This window comes from Sinorhizobium sp. 6-70, from assembly GCF_030124375.1.
Lineage (GTDB): Bacteria > Pseudomonadota > Alphaproteobacteria > Rhizobiales > Rhizobiaceae > Sinorhizobium.
Genome location: NZ_JASKLS010000007.1, coordinates 1 through 19,945, shown reverse-complemented (window position 1 = coordinate 19,945; position 19,945 = coordinate 1). Strand labels below are relative to the sequence as shown.

Annotated in this window: 20 protein-coding genes and 1 tRNA gene; 6 read left to right on the top strand and 15 right to left on the bottom strand. The window is 61.4% G+C overall.

Features of this window, described 5'->3' with window-relative positions; all coding sequences use genetic code 11:
- Positions 1-69: 69 nt before the first annotated feature.
- The 10 genes from QN222_RS15245 to obgE form a co-directional block, all read right to left on the bottom strand.
- Positions 70-597 (bottom strand): RNA pyrophosphohydrolase, encoded by a 528-nt coding sequence (locus tag QN222_RS15245; protein ID WP_283964060.1) that lies wholly within the window; start codon positions 595-597, stop codon positions 70-72.
- Positions 598-812: 215 nt separating this feature from the next.
- Positions 813-2,030 carry a divergent polysaccharide deacetylase family protein gene (locus tag QN222_RS15240; RefSeq protein WP_283964061.1) on the bottom strand — a complete coding sequence of 406 codons (1,218 nt, stop codon included), beginning with the start codon at positions 2,028-2,030 and terminating at the stop codon, positions 813-815.
- 156 nt (positions 2,031-2,186) lie between these two features.
- Positions 2,187-3,509, bottom strand: coding sequence for a S41 family peptidase (locus QN222_RS15235; RefSeq protein ID WP_283964062.1), 1,323 nt, complete (start codon positions 3,507-3,509; stop codon positions 2,187-2,189).
- Positions 3,499-4,923: a murein hydrolase activator EnvC gene (locus QN222_RS15230; RefSeq protein WP_283964063.1), complete on the bottom strand. Its 1,425-nt coding sequence runs from the start codon at positions 4,921-4,923 to the stop codon at positions 3,499-3,501. Before QN222_RS15230 ends, QN222_RS15235 begins: the two co-directional genes overlap by 11 nt.
- A 109-nt stretch (positions 4,924-5,032) precedes the next feature.
- Positions 5,033-5,515 carry a 23S rRNA (pseudouridine(1915)-N(3))-methyltransferase RlmH gene (rlmH, locus tag QN222_RS15225; protein ID WP_283964064.1) on the bottom strand — a complete coding sequence of 161 codons (483 nt, stop codon included), beginning with the start codon at positions 5,513-5,515 and terminating at the stop codon, positions 5,033-5,035.
- A gap of 259 nt (positions 5,516-5,774) precedes the next feature.
- On the bottom strand, positions 5,775-6,266 hold the full coding sequence (gene rsfS, locus QN222_RS15220; RefSeq protein WP_283964065.1) for a ribosome silencing factor: 492 nt from the start codon (positions 6,264-6,266) through the stop codon (positions 5,775-5,777).
- Between the two features lie 120 nt (positions 6,267-6,386).
- The gene (locus QN222_RS15215; RefSeq protein ID WP_283964079.1) at positions 6,387-7,022 is read right to left on the bottom strand and encodes a nicotinate-nucleotide adenylyltransferase; all 636 of its coding nucleotides are present in this window, start codon (positions 7,020-7,022) and stop codon (positions 6,387-6,389) included.
- Between the two features lie 16 nt (positions 7,023-7,038).
- Positions 7,039-8,322 (bottom strand): glutamate-5-semialdehyde dehydrogenase, encoded by a 1,284-nt coding sequence (locus tag QN222_RS15210; protein ID WP_283964066.1) that lies wholly within the window; start codon positions 8,320-8,322, stop codon positions 7,039-7,041.
- Positions 8,315-9,496: a glutamate 5-kinase gene (proB, locus tag QN222_RS15205; RefSeq protein ID WP_283964067.1), complete on the bottom strand. Its 1,182-nt coding sequence runs from the start codon at positions 9,494-9,496 to the stop codon at positions 8,315-8,317. The genes QN222_RS15210 and proB overlap by 8 nt, the downstream gene beginning before the upstream one ends.
- 1 nt (position 9,497) lies before the next feature.
- Complete coding sequence (obgE, locus tag QN222_RS15200; RefSeq protein WP_283964068.1) at positions 9,498-10,508, bottom strand: GTPase ObgE; 1,011 nt, start codon at positions 10,506-10,508, stop codon at positions 9,498-9,500.
- Positions 10,509-10,683: 175 nt separating this feature from the next.
- Between obgE and QN222_RS15195 the strand changes: the two genes are divergently transcribed.
- The gene (locus QN222_RS15195) at positions 10,684-11,544 is read left to right on the top strand and encodes an endonuclease/exonuclease/phosphatase family protein (protein WP_283964069.1); all 861 of its coding nucleotides are present in this window, start codon (positions 10,684-10,686) and stop codon (positions 11,542-11,544) included.
- Between the two features lie 40 nt (positions 11,545-11,584).
- Here the strand turns inward: QN222_RS15195 and QN222_RS15190 are convergent, their stop codons facing one another.
- The 4 genes from QN222_RS15190 to rplU all read right to left on the bottom strand — a co-directional run bounded on the left by QN222_RS15190 (position 11,585) and on the right by rplU (position 13,603).
- Positions 11,585-12,169: a GNAT family N-acetyltransferase gene (locus tag QN222_RS15190; protein ID WP_283964070.1), complete on the bottom strand. Its 585-nt coding sequence runs from the start codon at positions 12,167-12,169 to the stop codon at positions 11,585-11,587.
- Entirely contained in the window at positions 12,166-12,798 is a 633-nt protein-coding gene (locus QN222_RS15185; protein WP_173508771.1) for a GNAT family N-acetyltransferase, read from the bottom strand. The genes QN222_RS15190 and QN222_RS15185 overlap by 4 nt, the downstream gene beginning before the upstream one ends.
- 130 nt (positions 12,799-12,928) lie before the next feature.
- The gene (gene rpmA, locus QN222_RS15180) at positions 12,929-13,198 is read right to left on the bottom strand and encodes a 50S ribosomal protein L27 (protein ID WP_012709652.1); all 270 of its coding nucleotides are present in this window, start codon (positions 13,196-13,198) and stop codon (positions 12,929-12,931) included.
- Between the two features lie 33 nt (positions 13,199-13,231).
- Entirely contained in the window at positions 13,232-13,603 is a 372-nt protein-coding gene (rplU, locus tag QN222_RS15175; protein ID WP_283964071.1) for a 50S ribosomal protein L21, read from the bottom strand.
- Positions 13,604-13,905: 302 nt separating this feature from the next.
- Here rplU and QN222_RS15170 point away from each other — a divergent pair.
- The 4 genes from QN222_RS15170 to QN222_RS15155 all read left to right on the top strand — a co-directional run bounded on the left by QN222_RS15170 (position 13,906) and on the right by QN222_RS15155 (position 17,231).
- A tRNA-Ser gene (locus QN222_RS15170) sits at positions 13,906-13,995 on the top strand.
- 1,146 nt (positions 13,996-15,141) lie between these two features.
- Positions 15,142-15,993, top strand: coding sequence for a hypothetical protein (locus QN222_RS15165; RefSeq protein WP_283964072.1), 852 nt, complete (start codon positions 15,142-15,144; stop codon positions 15,991-15,993).
- Positions 15,994-16,129: 136 nt separating this feature from the next.
- Positions 16,130-16,534: a hypothetical protein gene (locus QN222_RS15160; protein ID WP_283964073.1), complete on the top strand. Its 405-nt coding sequence runs from the start codon at positions 16,130-16,132 to the stop codon at positions 16,532-16,534.
- On the top strand, positions 16,512-17,231 hold the full coding sequence (locus QN222_RS15155; RefSeq protein WP_283964074.1) for a hypothetical protein: 720 nt from the start codon (positions 16,512-16,514) through the stop codon (positions 17,229-17,231). The genes QN222_RS15160 and QN222_RS15155 overlap by 23 nt, the downstream gene beginning before the upstream one ends.
- 680 nt (positions 17,232-17,911) lie before the next feature.
- Here the strand turns inward: QN222_RS15155 and QN222_RS15150 are convergent.
- The gene (locus tag QN222_RS15150; protein ID WP_283964075.1) at positions 17,912-18,154 is read right to left on the bottom strand and encodes a hypothetical protein; all 243 of its coding nucleotides are present in this window, start codon (positions 18,152-18,154) and stop codon (positions 17,912-17,914) included.
- A 453-nt stretch (positions 18,155-18,607) separates the two neighbouring features.
- Between QN222_RS15150 and QN222_RS15145 the strand changes: the two genes are divergently transcribed.
- Entirely contained in the window at positions 18,608-19,120 is a 513-nt protein-coding gene (locus QN222_RS15145) for a hypothetical protein (protein ID WP_283964076.1), read from the top strand.
- Positions 19,121-19,945: the final 825 nt, after the last annotated feature.

Sequence of the window (19,945 nt, the reverse complement as noted above, 5' to 3'; positions counted from 1 at the left end):
CGCGCTTGGGTCTTTGCTTTCATGCATGTCGTTGTCCCAAAACCGCTGCACACTTTTGGGCGACATGCATTAGCGCACCAGACGGGAAAAGGTCGCAACGACCTCTTCATAGACCTTGCGCTTGAAGGGCACGATCAGATGCGGCAATTCGTGCATCGACTTCCACTCCCACGCGTCGAATTCCGGATCGTGGCCGCCGGGTGGCGGATTGATGGCGATTTCGCTTTCCTCGCCTTCGAAGCGGAAGGCATACCAGCGCTGTGTCTGCCCGCGATACTTGCCTTTGAGGCCGATCCCGATCAATTGCGGCGGTAGATCGTAGTTGATCCAGTTCGGCGCCTCGGCAAGCAGCGAAACCGAGCGAATGCCGGTTTCCTCGTAGAGTTCGCGGTAAGCGGCCTTGAGCGGATCCTCGCCCTTGTCGATCCCGCCCTGTGGCATCTGCCACTGTTGCGGCGAGCCATCATATTCCGAATTGCCGACGGCGATCCGATGCCCGGCCCAGACGAGGCCTTCTCGGTTCAGGACCATGACGCCGACGCAGGGCCGGTAGGGCAGGTCTTCCGCCTTCACGACCTTGCTTTTGTCCTTGCTCATACTGATTTCCCTTCTCTCGTCCCTACTGCATGTTTCCTTAAATCGTCGTCGACTTAAAGACAAAAACATGCAGCAATTCAAAGGGCTACAGCGTCCTTGGCGCGTCTGATAAGACGCGCGGCGCTGTAGGCGTTGCCAGCCCGCATGACCCGATGCAATGCCGTAGCGATACGGCGGCCCGATTGGAGATCGCTCCCTGTTTCGCCCCGCTTATCTCACTTTTGTTGCGGATCCTTGACGAGCGCCGAAACGCCGACGAATTCGATGCCGCGTCCGCCGGCCTCCTGCATCCATTCGGAGATTGCCGCCACGCTTTCCTCGAAGACGGAGGCGACGCCGATCGCCGTGCCATTGCGCCTTGCGACGCGCTCCAGTTCGTCGAGCTTGCGCAGGATCGCGCCGCGGCTGAGTTCGCTGTCGACGATGACATCGGCAAAACCATGCGGAACGTCGAAGGCGCCGGCCAAAGTGCCCGAGAGCGATTGCGCCGATGTGCCGTCGTCGAGAAAGAGCAAGCCGCGCTTGCCGAGGTCGCGCATCACCGGCTCCAGCGCATCGGCGTCGGAGAGGAAGCGTCCGCCGAGATAGTTCATGATGCCGGTATAGTTGGTGATCTGGCCCATGCTCCGGTGCAGTTCGGCGAGGTTCTTCGTGGCGCTCAATGAAACGCGGAGCGCGTGCGGGCCCGGATCATTGTCGGGATAGTCGAATGGCTCCATCGGAATCTGCAGCAGGATCTCATGGCCGTCGCGTCGCGCGTCCTGCATCCAGCGCTGCAAGCTGTTGCCGGCGGCGGCAAAGGCAAACGTCACCTCCGGCGGCAGGTCTCGGATCGCCCGCTGCGTTCCGGTCTGGCTGAGGCCGAGCCCGCCCAAGACAAGCGCAATGCGGGTGCCTCGCGCGCCGGACCATGGGCGCGCATACTGATCCATCGGCCTAAGCCCATCAGGACCGGTGATCGGCAGTCGGCCCTGCGGGCTGTCCTCCAGCAGGTCCTCGTTCGGCAGCGCCGCCATCCGCGGATCCTGGCCGCGAACGGCGCCGACATTGATGAATGCCGGGCCGTCGCTTTCGCGCGATCGCGGCGTGTATTTCGTGACCGTCGCCCCGTCGTTGGTCAGCATCTCTTCGACATGGGCGCCGGAAAGTGCGCCGTCCGGGCGAAGAGGACTTTTCCGCCTTCCTGCGGCATCAGCCTTGCCAGCCGTTGCGGGTGTCTCTCCAGCCGATGCTGTGCCTTTCGAGGCGAGTTCCGGCGCCTCGGGCGCATGGGTGAGCCCGTCGGGCGATAGGGCGCTCCAGGCGGAAAGGCCGACGACGGTGGCTGCACCGAGGCTGATCAGTGTATAGCCGAGGGAACTGCGGAAGTCGCGCCGACGCGCGGGCCTCACCTTCCGGTTCTGGCCAAGTGGGGCATTGAGATCAGTTCCCAAACGGAGCCTCGGTCGACCTGAAGGAAATTACCGGTGATGGAATGCCGCTCACGAAGAATCATCAGATTCTCGCTGGCTATTACCGTTGCATAATATAAAGGCGCCGGGTTGAACAGCCCGGCGCCCATGTTGACGAATTTCTCGATCTTGCTTGGCTTACTTCTTGAGCTCGGCCTGCTCCGGATTGGCCGGGAAGGACGGATCCGTCTTCTTGCCGCGCAAGAGATCGAGCGCGTAATTGAGCTGAATATCGTCCTTGGCTTCCGGCGGGACATAGGCCACCGAGCCGGAACCCTCATCGTCCTCGTTCTGGCCCTTGATGTGGCCGCGCAGGTCGGATTCGCCCTGCGCTTCCACCTTGCCCAGAAGCTCCGGCGGCAGCGGCTGCTCGACCTTGACGTCCGGCGAGATGCCGGTGCCCTGGATCGATTTGCCGGAGGGCGTGTAGTAGAGCGCCGTCGTCAGGCGCAGCGCGCCGGCATCGCCAAGCGGAATGATCGTCTGGACCGAACCCTTGCCGAACGACCTCGTGCCGAGGACCGTGGCGCGCTTCAGATCCTGGAGCGCACCGGCAACGATTTCCGATGCCGATGCCGAGCCGCCGTTGACGAGCACGATGACCGGCTTGCCATCGGTGAGATCACCCGGCGTCGCATTGAAGCGGCGGGTCTCGTCCGGGTTGCGGCCGCGGGTCGACACGACCTCGCCGCGCTCGAGGAAGGCGTCAGAAACATTGATCGCCTGGTCGAGCAGACCGCCCGGATTGAGGCGCAGGTCAAGCACGTAGCCCTTCAGCTTGTCCGCCGGAACGTCCGCCTTGACCTTCTCGATACCCTTCTTCAGGTCGTCGAAGGTCTTCTCGGTGAAGGAGATGACGCGCAGATAGCCGACGTCGCCTTCGGTGCGGTATTTCACGGCACGGACCGCGATCACGTCGCGCACGATCGTCAGCTCGATCGGCTTTTCGGCGCCCTTGCGCAGGATGGTGAGCTTGATCGGCGTGCCGACGGCGCCGCGCATCTTGTCGACAGCTTCCTCGAGCTTCAGCCCGCGAACGTCCTGGCCGTCGATCTTCGAGATGAAGTCGCCGGCAAGCACGCCGGCGCGCGCAGCGGGCGTGTCGTCGATCGGGCTCGTCACCTTGACGAGATCGTCTTCCATCGTCACTTCGATGCCGAGGCCGCCGAATTCGCCGCGCGTCTGGGTGCGCATATCCTCGGCGTCCGTCGAGTTCATGTAGCTCGAATGCGGGTCGAGAGAGGCGAGCATGCCGTTGATGGCATTCTCGATCAGTTTGTCATCCTGCGGGGGCGTCACATACTGCGCCCGCACGCGCTCGAAAACGTCGCCGAAAATCGCCAGTTCGCGGTACGTCGACGAATTGGCTGCCACGGCCGGAATGGTAGCCGAGTAGACGACGCCCATCGCCGTCGCACCCATCAGCGCCCCGACCAGAACAAGTGAAGCTCTACGTATCATTTCGCGCCTTTCCAACCTCTGCTGCGGACCACCACGGTCGGGAATCGACCGGTTTTCCGTCTTTTCGGAATTCAATGTAAAGCGTCGGCCTGTCAGTTTCCAGCGCCAAGGCCGCCGCACTCGCCACTCTTTTTGCACCCATCGTCGCCAAGGGCTCCCCAGCCACGACGAACTGTCCCGGCCGGACACTGACATTTTCCATTCCCGACAGAACGATATGGTACCCATCGCCGGGATTGAGAATGATCATCTGCCCGTAGCTGCGGAAATTTCCGGCGTAGACGATCCACCCATCCGCCGGCGTTGTCACCAGCGCGCCTGCATTGGTTTCCAGCATGATGCCCTGCAGCGAGTGCCCGGTGCCGTCTGCATCGCCAAACTGCCGCAGGATTGACCCCGCGACGGGATAGGCAAGCCTCTCCCGCAACTCCGAAAATACGTATGCGGGCGCAATGCGGTTTTTGTCGGGCACCGCGTTGCGGGCGATTTCGCGGGCCTGTTCGCGCTCGGCCTCGCTCATCCGCCGGCGCTCCTCTTCTTGGGCGCGAGCGGCCGCGGCCGCGTCCCGCACCGAGGAGATCTCGGTCTCGAGCGACGAAATCAATCCTTCGAGGTTGGTTGCCTGCGAGGCCAGTTCCCGGGCCTTGCGCTGCTCGACCGCAAGTTCGTTCGCATTCTGCTGCCGCAGCTTTTCCTTCTCGGTGACCAGCATCGACATGCGACGCTCTTCCTCGAGATTGGCCGTCATCGCCGCCGTCAATTCCTCGCGCTGTTTTCCGATGCCGCTGCGAATGTCGGCGAGGGCTTTCAGATCGGCGACGAGACTGTCGGTCTGCTCGCGCATCTCCGGCACGACGGCGCCAAGGAGGATTGCGCTGCGAACGGAGGCGAGTGCGTCCTCCGGCGTGACGAGGATGGCCGGCGGCGGATTTCGCCCCATGCGCTGCAGGGCGGCAAGCACTTCGGCAAGTATGCCGCGTCGGGCACGGAGCGACCGCCGCACCACGTCCTCTTTGACGCGCAGATCGTTGAGCTTCTTCTCGCCGTCGGCAATTTGCTGCTCGAGCCCACGCCGTTTGCTTGCCGAGTCGACGATCGCAGCGCGGAGCCCCTCATTGCTCTTGTCGATCTCGGCGATCGTCTGCTCAAGCGCTTCGGCGCGCTCGCGCGACAGGGTAATGGTCTTGGAAAGCGCGTCGAGCTCGCTGCGCGTGCTGTCGCGCCGCAGCGCCAGATCGGCGGCGGGGTCTGGCGATCCCTGTTCGTTCGACGGCGTGCCGGCGGGAGCCGCGACGGTTCCGTCCTGGGCAGCAGCGGGGGCGATTACGCCCAGGAGAACAGCCAACGCCGCGGCACCGCGTCCAATCCGACGCGCCGCCCATCTCAAATCGGCACTTTTTTCTCGGCGCGTCATCCGGCCCGATGTGTCTCTCTAAAAAATAGGTAAGAAAACCCTAATCTGATTTGGCCAGGCCAACCAACACATAATCGTGTTATCGCGCCCGTGAAAAGCAAGCGTTTCATCAAGCGCGGTGATAGGGATGGCCCGAAAGGATCGTCACGGCACGGTAAAGCTGTTCGGCAATCAGGATGCGCACGAGCTGGTGCGGCCAGGTCATCTTGCCAAGACAGAGAATCGCGTCAGCGCGCGCGTGCAGCGCCGGGTCCAGGCCATCGGCGCCGCCGATCGCGATCATCAGATCGCGCTTTCCGCTGTCCCGGAATGAGCCGATTAGCGAGGCGAAGGCCTCTGAATCGATTGCCTTTCCGCGTTCATCGAGCAGCACGAGCAGGCTGCCGTCAGCCAGCGCTTTTTCAAGCTGGGCGGCCTCTTCGCGCTTGCGCGTCTCCGCGTTTCCGGCGCGGCTCTCATTCACTTCCACGACGCGGGCGAACTCCAGCCCCACCGCGGGTCCCGCCTTGGCGAAGCGGTCGAGATAACGGCCCGCGAGGTCCTTTTCCGGCCCCGCCTTCAGGCGGCCGACTGCGAAAAGTCCGATACGCACGACCCGATCATCCCCACCGGTGCCAGACCGATCTTGCGAAACGACTGGCAAAACCACTCTTGCTGCCATCAGCCCGGCCGGGCGATGACAGCCGCATTTCCATTCGACACCGGCGCTCCGTCCTGAGGCTGCTGCCTGATTCCTTAAATCGGGATCGATTTAAGGACAAAATTATGCAGCAATCCAAAGTGCTACAGCGTCCTTTGCGCGTCCGATTGGACGCGCGGCGCTGTAGTGGGTCAGGCTCGGGCGGCGCGTCTCAGTGCAGGGTACCGTCCTCGATTTCCGGGGCCGCCCACATCTTTTCGATGTTGTAGAACTCCCGGATCTCCGGCCGGAAGATGTGAACGATCACATCGCCGGTGTCGATCAGCACCCAGTCGCCACCTTCAAGGCCTTCGACGCGGGAATTGCCAAACCCTTCGTCCTTCAGGTCCGTGATCAGGTGGTCGGCAATCGCCATCACATGCCTGTTCGACCGCCCGGAGACGACGACCATGAAGTCTCCCAGCGCCGATTTTCCGGCAATGTTGATGGTGACGATATTTTCTGCCTTCGAGTCCTCTAGGCTTTCGAGGACCAGGTTAAGCGCACGGACAGCGGCTTCGTCGCTTGGTTCCGTGCTGCGCGGGTACGCGGTTGCCGCATAACCCTTGGCGTGTACTGTTGTCAGGGTCTTTCCTTTCCAAAAGAACAGAACAGGCACTTCCGATTCGATGATCAGGATCGAACCGTTCGTAAATGTAGGCATCAAACCATGAGGGTTTCAAGACGCGAGAAATGAATCATGGGAATTCACGCAGATTTCACTACGGTTTGTTCCCTTAAACTGAAGCCGATTTAAGCATCAGAACAGCAGCAACTCGAAGAGCTACAGCGATTTCTGCACGTCTGGCGAGACGCGCGGCGTTGTAGAGCGAAGCGCCGTGGAACTGAGCGGCGAGCGTGGTCCGTGAATGAATGTCCATGCGGGCGCGCGGCGGAAGGCCAGCGCCAGAGCATCGTCCTCGTCGATGCGGGCATAGTCGAAGGTCCGTGCCATGCGCGAGGAAAGATAGGCAAGCGTCGAGCCCGGCCTGTCGATAACGGCGATCGGGAAGGTCGAGACTATCTTGCGCCAGTTCTGCCAACGGTGGAAATTCTTGAGATTGTCCGCCCCCATGACCCAGACGAAGCGGACGTCGCGGTTGCGTGCGCGCACGATTTCGAGCGTACGCGCCGTGTAGCTCTGGCCGAGCGCCTTCTCAAAGGCCGTGACCTTGATGCGGGGATTGGAGGCGACCTTCTCGCTGAGTGCGATGCGGTCCGCCAGCGGCGCGAGATCGTCGTGGTTCTTCAGCGGGTTGCCGGGCGTCACCATCCACCAGAGCTGGTCGAGGCCGAGCTTGCGCAACGCCGTTTCGGCGACGAGGAGATGGCCGCCATGGGGCGGGTTGAACGACCCGCCGAAGAGGCCGACGGTCATCCCGCTTTCGACATGCGGCATGCGCAGATAGCGCGCGTTCACTCGAGGCGGGATCACGTCAGGACCGCACCTGTCCCGTGCCGCGCACGCGGTACTTGAACGAGGTCAGTTGCTCGACGCCGACGGGTCCGCGTGCATGCATCTTGCCGGTGGCGATGCCGATCTCGCCGCCCATGCCGAACTCGCCGCCGTCGGCAAACTGCGTCGAGGCGTTATGCAGGAGGATGGCGGAATCGATCTCCGAGAAGAAGCGTTCCACGACGGCCGGATCTTCCGCGATGACCGCTTCCGTATGAGCCGACGACCAGGTGTTGATGTGGTCGATGGCGCCGGAAATGCCGTCGACCAGCTTCGCCGAAATGATCGCGTCGAGATATTCGGTCGCCCAATCCTCATTGGTCGCGGGCTTCAGACCCGGCAGCAGCGCTTCCAGTTCGTTCGCAACCCTGACTTCGCAGCCTGCGTCAACGAGCGCCCGAAGCAGCGGCTTTGCCAGCCGGTCGGCCGCTCTGCGGTCGATAAGCAACGTTTCGGCGGCGCCGCAAATACCGGTGCGGCGCATCTTGGCGTTGACGACGATCTTCCTCGCCATGTCGAGATCGGCAGAGGCATCGACATAGATGTGGCAGAGGCCTTCGAGATGCGCGAAGACTGGCACCCGCGCCTCGTTCTGAACGCGGGCGACGAGGCTTTTCCCCCCGCGCGGCACGATCACGTCGATCGCGCCGTTGAGGCCGGTGAGCATGGCGCCGACGGCGGCGCGGTCGGCGACCGGCACCATTTGGATTGCATGCTCCGGAAGGCCCGCGGCCTTCAGCCCCTCGACCAGGCAGGCATGGATCGCCCGCGACGAATGAAAGCTGTCGGAGCCGCCGCGCAGGATCACCGCATTGCCCGCCTTGAGGCATAGCGCGCCGGCGTCCGCGGTGACGTTGGGCCGGCTTTCGTAGATCACGCCGATCACGCCGAGCGGCGTGCGGACGCGCTCGATATGCAGACCATTGGGGCGGTCCCATTCGGCAATTACATCGCCGATCGGATCCTTGAAGGCGGCGATGGCGCGGATGCTGTCGGCCATGTCGCGGATGCGGTCCCGGTTGAGCGTGAGACGATCGATGAAGGCCTTGGCGACACCGGTTTTTTCGGCGTTTTCGAGATCGACCGCATTGGCCGAAAGGATTTCGTCCGTCCTGCCGATGATGGCGTCCGCCATGGCGATCAGGGCCGCGTGCTTGCGCTCGGCACTCGCAACAGCGAGCGGCCGGCTTGCCGCCTTGGCGCGACGGCCGATTTCCAGCATGACGCTGTTGACGTCCTCGCCGTTATTGACCGCGTCAGGCATGAAGCTCGCCTTTCCTCTCGTCTCTTCCATCGTCCAGGCGCGCGCCGGCAGGGCCTGTCATCACCAGATCGTCGCGGTGCACCATCGCCGCGCGGCCGGCATAGCCGAGGATCGCGGCGATCTCCGCCGATTTCTTGCCGGCGATCTGGCGCGCCTCGTCGGCATCGTAGCCGGCAAGGCCGCGGGCGATTTCGCGGCCCGACGAGCCGAGGATCGCGATCGTGTCGCCACGGCTGAAGCTGCCCGTCACCTGCCGGACACCGGCCGGCAGCAGGCTCTTGCCGGAGCGGAGCGCCGTCTCGGCGCCGGCGTCGATTGTAAGCGTGCCGGCCGGCAGAAGCTGCCCGGCGATCCAGGTCTTGCGCGCCGTCACCGGCGAGCCGGCTGGCGCGAACCAGGAGGAGCGCGCGCCGGATTCGATCGCGGCGAGCGGATGCTCCGGCTTGCCCGAGGCGATGATCATCGCGCAGCCGGCAGTGGTCGCGATCTTGCCGGCATCGATCTTGGTGCGCATGCCGCCGCGCGAAAGCTCGGAGGCAGCACCCCCGGCCATCGCCTCGATCTCCGGCGTGATTTCGGCGATCGTCTCGAGAAAGCGCGCGTCGGGGTCGAGATGCGGCGGGGCGGTGTACAGGCCGTCGATATCGGAGAGCAGCACGAGCAGGTCGGCGCCGACCATCGTCGCCACCCGGGCGGCCAGCCGATCGTTGTCGCCGTAGCGGATCTCGGTGGTGGCGACCGTATCGTTCTCGTTGATGATCGGCACGGCGCCAAGCTTCAGCAACTGGCTGATCGTTGCCCGGGCATTGAGGTAACGGCGGCGCTCTTCCGTATCGCCGAGCGTCAGCAAGACCTGGCCCGCAATGATCTGACCGGTCGAGAGGCTTTCCGACCAGGCGCGCGCCAGGGCGATCTGTCCGACGGCCGCTGCCGCCTGACTTTCCTCGAGCTTCAGCGCCCCGGCCGGAAGATCGAGCACCGTCCGCCCAAGCGCAATCGCGCCCGAAGAGACGACGAGTACCTCGACGCCCTTTGCCTTCAATCCGGCGATGTCGGCGCACATGGCGTCGAGCCAGGCCTTCTTCAGCCCGGATTTGCGATCGACCAACAGCGCCGACCCGATCTTGATGACGACCCGGCGGTACTTTTGCAGCGGCTTGCGGGTCTTTGTCATCTTATGCGCTCTCTTCTCCGGCCTTGGCAGCGGCGATGACGCTGCGAAGCGCCCGCAGCGCCTCGGTCATGCCCTTGCTGGTGACCGCCGAAATCAATAGCGGCGGCGAGCCGCAGGCCTTGGCGAGCGCCTTGGCCTTGGTCTTCAATTCGTCCTCGTCAAGCACATCGATCTGCGCCAGCGCGACGATTTCGGGCTTGTCCTCCAGCCCGCCGTCATAGGCCTCGAGCTCGTGCTTCACCGTCTTGTAGGCCTTGGCGACATCTTCTTCCTGCGCCGAGACGAGATGCAAGAGCACGCGCGTGCGCTCGACATGGCCGAGGAAACGGTCGCCGATGCCGACGCCCTCATGGGCGCCCTCGATCAGGCCCGGGATGTCGGCAAGGATGAACTCCTGGCCATCGACGGTCGCGACGCCGAGGTTGGGGTGCAGCGTTGTGAAGGGATAGTTGGCGATCTTCGGCCGGGCCCGGGTGCAGGCGGCAAGAAAGGTCGACTTGCCGGCATTCGGCAGGCCGACGAGGCCGGCATCCGCGATCAGCTTCAGCCGGAGCCAGATCGTCTTTTCCTCGCCTTCGAGGCCCGGATTGGCCCAGTTCGGCGCCTGGTTGGTGGAGGATTTGAAATGGGCGTTGCCGAAGCCGCCATTGCCGCCGGCGGCGAGCCGATAACGCTGGCCTTCGGCCACCATGTCGACGATCAGCGTCTCGTTATCTTCCTCGAAGATCTGCGTGCCGACCGGCACCTTCAGCGTCACGTCGGCGCCGCCGGCGCCGGTGCGGTTGCGGCCCATGCCGTGCGTGCCGGTCTTCGCCTTGAAGTGCTGCTGGTAGCGGAAGTCGATCAGCGTGTTGAGACCGTTGACGGCCTCGACCCAGACGTCGCCGCCGCGGCCGCCGTCGCCACCATCCGGGCCGCCGAACTCGATGAATTTCTCGCGACGGAAGGAGACCGCGCCTGCGCCGCCGTCCCCGGACCGGATATAGACCTTTGCTTCGTCGAGAAATTTCATCTGGCTGCCATCTGTTTTCTGTATCGGCTAAAGGCTGTCGCGTGAAAACGCGCCAGGCTTTAGCCCATTGGTTTCACGCATGTCGTTATCGCAAAACCGCTGCACACTTTTGCGCGACATGCATTAGTTTTGCCGCCATCGATATAGGCGGTTACCCTGGAGGTCAAAGACTATCGTGCGGTTTACAAGCTACAATATTCAATACGGCATCGGTCTCGACGGCCGTTTCGACCCCGAGCGCATCGCCGCTTCTCTCCGCGAGGCCGACATCATCGCTCTGCAGGAAGTGACGCGCAACTTCCATCGCAACGGCAATGCCGACCTCGTTTCGATTTTCGAAGACCTGCTGCCAGGCTACTTTTCTGTCTTTCATGCGCCCTGCGAGATCGATGTCGGCTCGGCAATCGAGAACGGCCGCGCGGTCAACCGCCGTTTCCAGTTCGGCAACATGATCCTGTCGCGCTGGCCGATCCTTTCGACACGGCTGATCGTCTTGCCACGGACGCGGACGGTCAGCCCGATGAACCTGCAGCGCGGTGCGACGGAAGCGCTGATTGCGACGCCGACCGGACCCTTGCGCGTCTATTCCGTCCACCTCGACCATGTGCTTCCGGGCGAACGCATCAGCCAGATCGAGTTTCTGAAACAAAGGCTCGTCAACTATCCGCTCGAAGGCGGCGCGATTTCGGGTGCCTCCGATTTCGGCTTCGCCGAACCGCCGCATCCAGAGGATTTCGTCGTGATGGGCGATTTCAACATGGTGCCGGAATCGCCCGAATACAATGCGATGGTCGGGACGCGCGACGCCTTTTACGGGCGCTCGCTGCGCATCGCCAATCCGGTCGACGCGCTTGCCCAGATCGGCCGACTGACGCCGGAAAGCTATAGCTGGATTCATCCGGACGATCGTCAGCGGCGCATGCATCTCGACTATTGCTTCCTCAGTGCCGGCCTGGTCCCTCGCCTGAAGGACGCCTGGACCGATTATGATGCGACGGGCTCCGATCACCTGCCCGTCGGAATTGAGCTCCAATAGTTTTAAGACCCGCGAAGCTCATACTTCGCGGGTTTTTTCATCAGTTCGGCCGACGCAACTCGGCCGCCGTGAGCCGCGTCTCGATATGCGCGACCATCGCGTTGCGGGCGAGCGCGTAGATCTGGCTGCAGCCGGTGATCTTGAAGCCGAGCTTCTCCTGGACTCTCAGCGAGCCCGGATTGTCGGCAAAGACGCCCGAATGAAGCACGGTGTCCGGCATGCGCCGGAAGAAGCGCTCGACTGCGGCATGGACGGCCTCGCTCGCCAGGCCCTTGCCCCAGTAGAAGCGGTTCAGCCAGTAGCCGACATGCCACTGACCGTTTCTCAGCTCGATGCCGACGCAGCCGATATGAACATCGTCGCCGGTGGTGACGGCGAGCGTCCAGTCGGGCAGGACGTTGGCCGCCTGGCGGTTCAACCAGTCGAGCGCATCCTGTTGGTCATAGGGCGCCGGGACGCGCGCCAGCATGCGCGCGACCTGGAAGTCGCCGAGCGACTGGGCGATCGCCTCCGCATCGCCAAGGCGGTGCGGGCGGAGCCTGAGCCGCTTGGTTTCGATGACCGGTGAGGGGCCGGGATCGGGGCGGACGATGACCCGCGACCGTTCGGGAACGAGCGCGTTCATCGCATGCCTCCCCAGCTTCTCAGCGAAACCCAGGTCTTGCGGTCGAGCCGATACCATTCGACGGACATCATGCCGCCGAGCGCCAGGCTGTCGACCATGCCGGAGCCCTGGAACTGGAAGCCGCACTTCTGGATGACCCGCCGCGAGGCAATGTTCATGACCCGGCAGCGCGCATCGATCTGGTCGATGTCGCGGGTGCGGAAGGCCATGTCGGTCAGCGCTTGCGCGGCTTCCGTGGCGTAGCCCTGGTTCCAGTAGGGCTCGCCGAGCCAGTAGCCGAGTTCGGCCGTCTTGCCGTCAGGATGCGGCTCGATTCCGCAGCAACCCAAGAATGCGCCATTGTCCGCCTTGGTGATCGCGTAGACGCACTTGCCAATCGTGCCGGCTTTTGCGCGTCGCACGAAATCGGCCGCATCCGCCGTGGTGTATGGGTGCGGCATGCGCGAGACCATGGTGGCGATATTGGCGTTGTTGGCAAGATGGGCAAGGGCGTCGATATCGTCTTCGTGGGGCGCGCGCAAAACGAGCCGGGGCGATAACAATATCGGGCAATCGGTCCTTGACCGCTGAGGCCTCAGCCTTTGTTCGGGAGACCGGGATTGGTCTTCCCTCAAGAGCTCGGTTTGCATGGTTCTTCCTCCAGACATGCGAAAAGGGGAGTTGGGTATCGCCCCATCTCCCCTTTGAAGTCTGGCTTTGAACCTTGCAGGTGCGTCAGCCGGGTCGATGAGACGCCGGCTGTTTTAGAGCGCTACCGGCTTATTCCGCTGCTTCCGCTTTCGGCATTACAGACACGTACACGCGGCCATTGGCCTTCGTACGGAAGTCAACGTTGCCTGCCGTAAGCGCAAAAATCGTATGATCCTTGCCGAGGCCGACATTGGCGCCCGCATGCCACTTCGTGCCGCGCTGGCGCACGATGATGTTGCCCGCGATGACGGCTTCGCCGCCGAACTTCTTCACGCCAAGGCGCTTGGACTCAGAATCGCGACCGTTGCGCGACGAACCGCCAGCTTTTTTGTGTGCCATTGGTGTTCTCCTTTAAACCTTCGATCCCGGAACTCAGTTTGCGGCTTCAGCGGCGGCTTCGGTCTTCTTCGAAGCCTTCTTCGCCTTGCCGCCGGCAGCAGCGATGTCCAGGATGCGGACGGTCGTCTGATGCTGGCGATGGCCGCGCGAACGCTTGGAGTTCTGGCGGCGGCGCTTCTTGAAGGCGATGACCTTCCTGGCGCGGCCCTGTTCCACAACTTCGGCGCTGACAACGGCACCTTCGACAAACGGAGCACCGATGGTGGCATCGGCGCCGGCGCCGACCATCAGGATCTCGGTGAATTCAATCTTGTCGCCTGCAACGCCTTCCAGCTTTTCGATGGTGATGACGTCGTTGGCTGCCACGCGGTACTGCTTACCGCCGGTCTTGATGACTGCGAACATTCTTTATCCTTTCATGTTCGGTCCGGCTCTTTACCTGAAAAGGCAAGGCCGTCTTTTTGTCAGTCGTTGCATTGAGCGGAGCGTCTCGGAACCCTTGACGTCCACCAGTGGGTGGGCACAAACTCTTACCCTTCGCGGTGCGGACAGACCACACCACTTCATTGCGCGGATTACGGGAATCGCTCCTAACTGTCAAGGCGAAACGCGAGGCCAAGCAAGATATTCTTTTCACGGCCCCTTGCCAGGGCGCAAATCTGCCGCTATGAACCCGACCGCGCTGACCAAGCGCCAACCAGACCTGCGGAGAGGTGGCAGAGTGGTTGAATGCACCGCACTCGAAATGCGGCATGGGTGCAAGCCCATCGGGGGTTCGAATCCCCCCCTCTCCGCCAATCTGTCTCTTATGTCATTGTTTTTTCCGTAATATTGGTCAGCGGCCATTAACGGTCCATCATTTAGCCCATCACGAGAATGCCGTGGCAGTCTGCTCATTTGAGCGGACAATAGTGCGTGCTCGTTCGCCACCCTTGAGGAATAGGGGAGGCGAAGGGATGCTTCCATTTCTCGTGGCGATCTTGCCTAGGGTAGTCGAATTTGCCACGGCGGGCTGCCCGCCTCACAGCTCGGTTAATGTTTGTGAATGAAGGTGTGACGAGCGTTCGGCGATTGCTCGAGCTACCATCAAATCCTCGCAATTGGCCCATCGAGCGATGTCGTTCTCCCGTCAGGCTCGAAGCGGACCGGTAGCCGATCGCGAACAGCGCGGTGTTGAGCGCGTAGAGCAAGCCGTCCTAGCCGAGGCCGGCCCAGCGGCGCTTACGCAAAATAGCGCAGGTCCCATATTGCCAGAGCCCCCCGAATCGACTTAGCTCACCCCATTCGATGCGCTTCAGCATCGGCTCATATCAGCTTGCGCATGAGTGCTTGCTCTCAACCCCGCCGGTAGGCGGAGAGAGGAAGACTCATGTCTCGCGAAAGCACAGACTCACTTCTCCCAAAAATTCCCTACAGGAAACCACACGACGATGCAGCATGCGCGGCATCGGTGACGCCTCTGCGGGACGCGTCCGACAGATTCCCGCGTCCGGAGGCAGGGCGTGCCTCTGGAACAAGGTTGGGCTCGCCCTCAAAGCGGGCCGGAGCCACGTCGAATCCGGCCTCTGAAGAGGCTGAACGCTATCTGACAGTACGCGACGTGGCAGGCCGTTTTGCCGTTAGCGTGCAAACCGTCTGGCGGTGGGCAAAGGAACGCCCCCAGTTTCCCAAGCCCGTAGAACTGTCTCCTGGTACGACACGTTGGCGGATGAGCGACCTCATCGCGTTCGAACGTGGCTTGTTGGGAGACGTCCGATGACTGTCGCGCTCCTGTCTATCGATCCTTGTGGGAGTCGTCAGAGCCAAGCGCGGGCTGGCGTAAAGAGCGGGTTTGGCCACATCCGGTACCGGGTTGCTACGCTGCGGCCACGCTGGGTCATGCGATGGAAAGTGTCTCTCCGTTTTGCCGAGCCCTGCGACCTTCCGGACTGGAGGGGCATGCGATGAGCCGCTGGATACGAGTTCAGACTTCCATCTTCGATCACGAAGTGTTCGCCGCCGAGCCTTTCACAGAGCGGGAGGCGTGGCTGTGGCTCATTTCCAGAGCCGCCTGGAAGGACACTGTGCATCGCGTTGGCGCCAGCGTCGTCACGGTGAAGGCAGGGAGCGTCTTCATCGCCATCCGGGAAATGCAAGTCGCATGGCGATGGGCGTCTACACGGCGCGTCCATCGGTTTCTGGAGCTCCTTTCCAGTCAGAACATGATCGAAACATCATCCGAAACAGGAAAGACATGCGTAACTATCTCTAACTATGCCAAATATCAGAACGCTGAAACAGCTTCTGAAACGCCGCACGCCGGTGCGCCGAAACAAAAACAAAACACAAAAGACACCAGTCCACCAGACACCAATCCCTCCTCACATCGTTCGGAGGAGCGCGCGCCCGCAAAGCCGACGCCCCGAGCCGAATTGCTGGCGGTCCTCGACGAAGACCATGCGGAGCCAGTGCTCGTTCATCGCCAGCGCCTTCGAAAGCCGCTGACAGCACGTGCGGCCCAAATGCTGGCCAAAGACCTTTCCCGTTGCCCTGATCCAAATGCTGCGGCCGACGAGATGCTCGTTGCCGGATGGCTCTCGGTAAAACCCGAATGGCTCGAAAACAGGCGGCAACCGCGATCACCACCGACGTCGAAGCGTGAACGATCGATTTTGGACGTGATTGACGAACGACTGGAACAGCAGAATGCAAAAGCAAGCTTTTTCGATGAGCAAAGAACGATCGAACATGAGTCGGGAAGCAGTGCTGCGCCCGTTATTCATCGCGCTACCCATGCCTCGCGGTACAGACCCTGAGAGTCTCCTCGCCCTCTACCTCGTAGCGCTGGAAGGTTTGCCGCTTCAGGGGGTTCAGTCGGTCGTCACGAAGGTTGTCAAAGGCTTATGGCCTGAGCCAGTCACGTATTGCCCGCGGCCGCCGGAGCTCGCAAACATGGTGCGTAAAGAGTATGCACTGATGCGCGAGCGCTCGAAGTCGGCGAATTTCACTCTGCCGGTGCCGCATGAGTACCGAGATCCGCGCGTCAGGCAGCGGGAAAGGGCGCAGGAACTTGCGGAGCAGGGCTATGTCAGGATCGCTGAGGGGATCACTCACGACACTTTCAACAGCCTAACGAGAAGCCGCAGCTGGCCGATCTGCGCAGTGCACCTGTGGGCCATTGACGAAGTTTGGGCGCCTGCAGCGGCCGACTTCGATACGACCAAGATCGAAGTGGCACGGTCGAAGGTCAGCGCGACCCCGAGCAATTGGCCTACCGCCGCAAGCGCGAGGCAGAACTTGCCTCCTACAATTCCGGACAAGAGGAGGCAGCCTGATGGCGAAGAAAGCGACAGCTAAGCCAGGCACCGGGCGAAAGCCAGCGAGGTCGCCAGCGGCAAAGAGTCAGGTGTCGGAGTTCGTTGGGTGGCAACCGCATTTCGTTCGCCTCGCCAGATTGCTCTCCGCCTCTCGCCCCACCGACGACGAAATCGCAGAAGCCATGGGCATCACGGTTCGCACGCTGGAAGCGTGGAAGTCGGAGCATCCTGATTTCGCCGACGCCCTCGGCCGCGGTCGCGGCACTGGCCGGCCAGCGCTTTGGGATTGCCGAAATGTCGCCGTAGCGAAGACGCTGAGCGAGTTGGGCGCCACTGACCTCGAGATCGCCCAGGCCTTTGACGCGAACATCAGAACGATTCACCGGTGGAAGCTGAATTACCCCGAGTTTCGTCAAGCTTTGGATATGGGCAAGGACTTGGCCGACAAACGTGTCGAGGAAAGCCTCTATAAACGCGCAGTCGGCTACACGATCGACACGGAGAAGATCATTGTCGTGGACGGGCAGGTCCACCGTTTCGAGACAATGGAGCACTACCCGCCGGACGTGAAGGCGTGCGAGATTTGGTTGCGCAACCGTAAGCCGGAGAATTGGCGCGCCCCAGGAAATGTGAAGGTCGACGTCGACAAGGATTGCGCTCTCGGTTTGTTCCTCAAAGAAATCGGCGGCAAATCGATCGCGCCCGTTGAGGAAGACCCTGAGGCACGCGTACGCTAGTACCTACAAGGCGACAGTCCTTGTGCACCTGGCTGGAAGCTGAAGCGCCGCAATTTTGTCACTCCATATACGCGCGCGAACGGAACGGCTTGATCGCGGCTCATCAACACTTGACCGCAGGCTCACAATGAGATTGGGGCAGCTGCTGCGCAGGCCGAGGATTGGACGTTGTGAAGGCGAGCGCTTACATTGTCGGCACGGCTTTGGCCCGACGGGATAGTGGCTGCCTCACCAGCGTTTTTGAGGCGGTTCAGCAAACGGGGTCTGCTCGCTGGAGCAGATTGATTGGCTGGGCCCGGCCCTCCCAAAGCCCTTCCCTACGTTTGTTGCGCATGTATCCGTGCCGGAACGCGGCGTTTACGGAGCAGAAAACACCCGCTTCGTCGCTCCCGAGCCCAACTGGATGAACTTGACGCGGTCGTTGACGCAGGGCGACGGTGCTGAAATTCGTGCAGCAGGGTACGGCTCAGTCGAGGAATTTGTCTCCGACATTGCCTCCAATTTGACTGAAATGTGAAGGCCGTCCGGAAGCAGCCAACTGGTGGCGCTGCTCGATATGTCTCAGGCCAACTGCTGCAACCCGATCTTTCCAGGCTGCCGCCTGTTGACTGCAGCGACATCGCGCGTAATTTCGCCACAGTTGATCGACCCATCCAGGGCCGAAATGAAGGCGCCTAGGCCTACCTGCTCTCGTCCGTCTTCTGCGAAGCCTCGGGTGGCAGGAGCAAGTATATCTCCCTAACCTGCTGCCACGCTGGCTGCACGCTCTGCTGCTCGATTCGACCCGCCGCCTGATACGTCAGCTCCGCAGCTTCCGCGAGTGCCTGTTCCAGCATCACGGCCTTCTTCAGTTCTCGATACATATTGGCCAGGTGCTCTTTCCAGTGCTTCCGACCGAGATTGATCCAGTTTCGAAGAAACATCGGCTGTGCCCGCCTCTCGTTGTGCGGCTCCGACCGCCGCGACCGGTCGGATTTTGTCACTCCATATACGCGCGTACGCGAGGGAAACGGCTCAATGGCGGCATAACTCATTCTAAAGTAATAGTATAATAACGATCAGAAAAATAGAGATACTAATCAAACTGTAATCGAAAGGCGTATTAAAACACTGTCGATACTTGGTCCGTATCAAGTGAGGCGGCGACTCCAAGAGCGTCTGAATGACGGAACCACCAGCGGCAGCTCTTGTTAAGATTGCGTTTATTAGCGGCGCAAGATATAATTGAAAATCCTTGGGGAGGGAAACATAGCACGCACACTAGTCCGTCTGCCAATATTCCTGGCAGCTGCGCTGATCGTATGGCCTTATCCGTCGTTCAGTGCAAATCAGTGCAATTGCCCGAATGTGCCGGCAAGGGGCGAAGGGAATAGCAGTTGCTCGGCGTCAGAATCGAACGGTTCGTGCACAATAGACTCAACGTTTTCTTTGGGCGCGAGAACCGCGCTGCGCAACTGGTGGAGCAGACGGGCGTAAGTGCTGTCAGTTTCCCCAACCCAGAACTCCAGGCGGTAAATGCACTGCAAGCGGTGGCTGGGAATCCTCAGCGTCTCGCTGACACTTTGCTCGTTTATCTAACGGTCGCGTTGTCTGCACAGCCGAATGCCGATGAACTCACCAACACAGTTAGAAGCCTCGCCGAGGCGCTGCGCTCCGGTGAGATTGCTGAGCGCCTGGCCCAAGCCTTTGATCCGGCTCTTCTCTCATCTGCCTCATCGGACGAAAATCTGCGACAAAACCCGCCCCCGTCTGTCGAAGTGGAAAGATTCCCGGCTGGGCTCAGAGGACGAATCCTGCCGGGGTGCATCGAGGTTTTCACGGACAGCGCTTGGGTCATGTTCAAGACCAGCTGGTCACCGTACCGGCTTAAACCGAGGTGCGGGGAATGATTAAGGCAAGGGTGCAGATAGTCTTTCTGCTGGTCCTGCTGCTGCATTTGCGGTTTGGTGGATGATGCCTCCACCACCTGCACCAAACGCTTGCAATTCACTGCTTCCGACCGAAGCTACGGTCGGCGTTGATTTCGATATCACGACAGAAGGCATAAAGGTCAAGTTTGATCCGAACGTAAAGAGAAGCCAAGCTTCACAAGAAGCGTTGAAAGTCTGGCTCGAGTGCCAGAAGCGCCCAGTCGCGTTGGTAGACGGCGTAGATTTTTTCCGCCCAGCCCATTGGCCAACTCGCCGAAAGCTGGAATCGCGACAGCAATCTTCGAATCAGTCTGGTATCCGGCGGGGACGATAAAATTTTGAGCAATTTGAAGACCGGCCCAGCAGCAGGTACAAAACAGGAGATTGTTGGCGCATGGTGTAGGTCGAAGATGGCGGCCTGTGTCAAATGTACGCCAAATCTTCCCTGATGAAGGCACAAAGTACGTCGAAATCGAACTGCAGCCAAACCCTCCCACGAAGCCGCAGAAAATGCCTGGCAAATGGGCGGGTTCGCCAGCGGGCATCCCGCTGGAGCCCTGGCAATTGGTCGACGAGAAGGGAGAGCGAATCTTCTACGTCTGCGCGCCCTAATAGGTCAGGGCGAAACGTAGCAGCAAGAGATGAGCCTCCACCAAGTTGAGGTGCGAAGCCGGCATGTCGCTAGGCAGTCCGCCTCCGCCCGAACCCTAGGACCGATCGACATTCATCGTAGCCAGATCAGGATCGCAGCGAGGTAGATGACGCCAGTAAAGTGGAGTGTTCGGCGCTCGTAGCGCGTTGCGA